This window comes from Escherichia sp. MOD1-EC7003 (assembly GCF_002965065.1).
Lineage (GTDB): Bacteria > Pseudomonadota > Gammaproteobacteria > Enterobacterales > Enterobacteriaceae > Escherichia.
The window spans coordinates 1-2,621 of the sequence record NZ_PTRE01000153.1; the positions used below are offsets into that span (position 1 = coordinate 1).

2 protein-coding genes and 3 pseudogenes are annotated in these 2,621 nt (G+C 43.7%); 4 read left to right on the plus strand and 1 reads right to left on the minus strand.

The annotated features are described in order from the left end of the window. Positions 1-121 (plus strand): IS66 family transposase (locus tag A7090_RS26805; protein WP_001521491.1); only part of this gene is annotated, 121 nt, incomplete at its 5' end. Between the two features lie 16 nt (positions 122-137). Here A7090_RS26805 and A7090_RS27095 read toward each other — a convergent pair. Further along, positions 138-296 (minus strand): annotated as a pseudogene (locus A7090_RS27095) (transposase); the annotation flags it as partial. A gap of 432 nt (positions 297-728) precedes the next feature. On the opposite strand from A7090_RS27095, the gene A7090_RS21760 reads away from it, so the two are divergent. From A7090_RS21760 to pdxI, 3 genes and pseudogenes are all read left to right on the plus strand, one after another. Beyond that, positions 729-1,406 (plus strand): hypothetical protein, encoded by a 678-nt coding sequence (locus tag A7090_RS21760; RefSeq protein ID WP_105275484.1) that lies wholly within the window; start codon positions 729-731, stop codon positions 1,404-1,406. A 146-nt stretch (positions 1,407-1,552) separates the two neighbouring features. After that, positions 1,553-1,654 (plus strand): annotated as a pseudogene (locus A7090_RS21765) (IS5/IS1182 family transposase); the annotation flags it as partial. Positions 1,655-1,830: 176 nt separating this feature from the next. Beyond that, positions 1,831-2,559 (plus strand): annotated as a pseudogene (gene pdxI, locus A7090_RS21770) (pyridoxine 4-dehydrogenase); the annotation flags it as partial. Positions 2,560-2,621: the final 62 nt, after the last annotated feature.

The following is a 2,621-nucleotide window of genomic DNA, read 5'->3' on the forward strand; positions in this document are numbered from 1 at the left end:
CCGTCTGAACAATGTGGAGCCAGAAAAGTGGCTGCGCTACGTCATTGAACATATCCAGGACTGGCCGGCAAACCGGGTACGCGATCTGTTGCCCTGGAAAGTTGATCTGAGCTCTCAGTAAATATCAATACGGTTCTGACGAGCCGCTTACACAGATTGGCGTTAATGCCATTTTCAAGAGCAAGTTTTGAGATGGATATCCCGGGTTCACAGGAGGCAGCAACGAGCTGCTGTTTAAATTCGGGAGGATAATTAGGGCAGCCTTTTCGCCTGCCGGGAGTCACATTTTTCTGCATATCTGACACTTTGGTTCCCACTACTTATTTGGTGGACACCACTTTGTCTAATTCGTCAGATTCTGACCAGACGGTTCAGGCTGTACGCTTACGCATGATCTCCTGTTGCTGAAAAATCAAACGATTTCAATGATTACGGGTATAGACGGGATTATTTGGGCAGAGAGTAATGGGGTAATGACGATAGCTGATGGCGATAAAGTTTTTGACAATTTGAGTGGTTATGGACAAAAATTCTCGTGGAAAATTTTGGTAAAAATTTCAAGAATGGATTGTTGGGACTGGTATTGGTTTTGCCGTTGATGAAGATACCAGAAAAAAGAGATAGATATTTTTACACGGTCAAACAAGTCTGATGAAGAAAACGTTGAGGTATCTAAAAACTTCATTGGAATAATATCCAAATCACAAGGATAACAAAGGTGAGTATGTATGGGGAGAAGTCTGGGTTATTTATTTGGTACTTTTGTTGCTATTCCGATTTTCATTGTTGTTGTTAATTTCTTTTTTTTTCGTGGTAATCAGGTTACACAGGATCAGGTTGCCAAATATATTGATGAGAGTACTATATTTGAATTGTTTATTCCAGATGAAGCATTTAGAACAGATCTTTGCAATGAGTTGTTTCGGGGGGAGCCGAGAAAAATTCATACTGAGTGTGATGTTACCAATATTGACCGAACAAGGAGAACTACGGAGGATTATTACCCTGGAATAAAAAGAGGGGGAGAGGTAAAAGTAATGAATCGCTCCGTATTTTACTCTCATTATTATAATAAATATTTTGCGCTTTTTAGCTTTGATGGCTTTGATTATGATGGGAATATAGATCGTAATGCTCTGGTGAGAATTCCTGTCCTTGTGAAAGGAGGGTATTTTATTGTTCGTGTCAATAACAAACAGTTGAGTGATTTAAGTTATGGCTCTGAAAATAACCCAGTGCCTGTTTTTGGTGTGACAGTCAGTAGCCGTGGATACGATACGGATTGGGTACTGAAACAGGACAGGGGACATTTTGACGTTTCAGATAAAATTAATCGTGTTTTCGTGGAGCAGTATCTGAATTACTTTTTGCCGGAAGAAGATTTCAAGAAATTATTTGTGGAGTAGATGTGCGTTATACTAAAAATACTTTAACGTGCATGTTGAATAATTTTGCGATTTTTTAAAATAAAGAGATATTATAATTCTGTTCAGATATTTAATGTCAGGGTGATGCTTTACATTTGCGTGGTTGCTGTAAGGCCATGCACAACATCACGACCGTTCTGGTGATTAAACGCGTATACCGGCTGACCCCGCGGCCCGCACAGGGCTTCATTGATTCCATTTTCACCCTGATGGGCGTTCCGCTACGTTGATACAGGTTGTGGTTTTTTATTGCCGGATGCGGCGCTTGACGCGTCTTATCCCGGTGTTTTTCAGGACAACAGAGCAACTCATTCAGTAATCTTGTTTACGCCTTCGCATTATTTATCTCTTTTTATTTCTATACTGATTTTTCTTAATCCGTTTTATTACAGAGCAGGGTGCGATGAGCAGCAACACATTTACTCTCGGTACAAAATCCGTTAACCGTCTCGGTTATGGCGCGATGCAACTAGCAGGGCCCGGGGTTTTCGGCCCCCCAAGAGATCGCCATGTCGCTATTACCGTGCTGCGCGAGGCGCTGGCATTGGGCGTTAATCACATTGATACCAGTGACTTTTATGGTCCGCACGTCACCAATCAGATTATCCGCGAAGCACTACATCCTTATTCTGATGATCTGACAATTGTCACTAAAATTGGCGCGCGGCGTGGTGAGGACGCTTCCTGGTTACCCGCATTTTCGCCAGTGGAGCTGCAAAAAGCAGTGCACGATAATCTACGTAATCTCGGTCTGGACGTACTGGATGTGGTTAACCTGCGCGTTATGTTTGGCGATGGTCATGGCCCAGCGGAAGGATCGATTGAAGCCAGTCTAACCGTACTGGCAGAGATGCAACAGCAAGGACTGGTAAAATATATTGGCCTGAGCAACGTCACACCGACGCAGGTTGCAGAGGCTCGTAACATTGCCGAAATCGTCTGTGTGCAGAACGAATATAACATTGCCCACCGTGCTGATGACGCAATGATTGATGCTTTGGCCCGCGATGGCATTGCCTACGTGCCGTTCTTCCCACTCGGAGGTTTTACTCCTCTACAGTCCTCCACACTGTCGGATGTTGCAACAAGCCTTAATGCGACACCAATGCAGGTGGCGCTGGCGTGGTTGTTAGTAAGCGTACAGCCTGAACCGTCTGGTCAGAATCTGACGAATTAGACAAAGTGGTGTCCACC